1 protein-coding gene is annotated in these 885 nt (G+C 55.4%); it reads right to left on the minus strand.

The annotated features are described in order from the left end of the window. Positions 1-885, minus strand: an 885-nt coding sequence (locus AC19MV_RS22985; protein ID WP_498310039.1) for a hypothetical protein, incomplete at both ends; no start/stop codon positions are given.

Raw genomic sequence — 885 nt, forward strand, 5'->3', positions numbered from 1 at the left:
CACTGCCATCGGTCACGACGAGAGTGTCGCCGATCTGGGTGCCGGTCGCTAAGGTGACGGTTGCGGTCACGGTGCCGTCAGCACCAATTTCGCTGGCGTTATAAATCCCGTCGCTGCCCATGCCGCTAAATTCTACAAGCGGTGCTGGTGCGGCAACATTGTCAACAGGTTGTGTGTCGGTTGCGGTTGCAGATGGGTTACCGGCGATATCAATCACCTGTGCGGTGACATCAACATCCGTTGCGCCTGCCGTTACAGGGACTTCAACATCAAAGCCGTTGTCGAGCATGTCTTGAGTGACAGGGCCGTTAAACAATTCAGTGCCGTTGCCGTCGGTGACAATCAAGGTGTCGCCCACTTGGGTACCGGTCGCTAAGGTCACGGTTGCGGTGACAGTGCCGTCAGAACCGATCTCATCGCTGTTGAACACGCCATCAGTGCCCATGCCGCTAAATTCTACAGTCGGTGCAGGTGCCATAGTGGCATCAACAGGTTGTGTGTCGGTTGCGGTTGCAGATGGGTTACCGGCGATATCAATCACCTGTGCGGTGACATCAACATCGGTTGCGCCTGCAGTGACAGGGACTTCAACATCAAAGCCATTATCCAGCATGTCCTGGGTAACAGGGCCGTTAAACAATTCAGTGCCGTTGCCGTCGGTGACAATCAAGGTGTCGCCCACTTGCGTACCCGTCGCTAAGGTGACGGTTGCGGTCACAGTGCCGTCAGAACCGATCTCATCGCTGTTGAACACGCCATCAGTGCCCATGCCGCTGAATTCTACAGTCGGTGCAGGCGCCATAGTGGCATCAACAGGTTGTGTATCCGTTGCGGTTGCAGATGGGTTACCGGCGATATCAATCACTTGTGCGGTGACATCAACAT

Source organism: Shewanella sp. MF05913 (genome assembly GCF_059758095.1).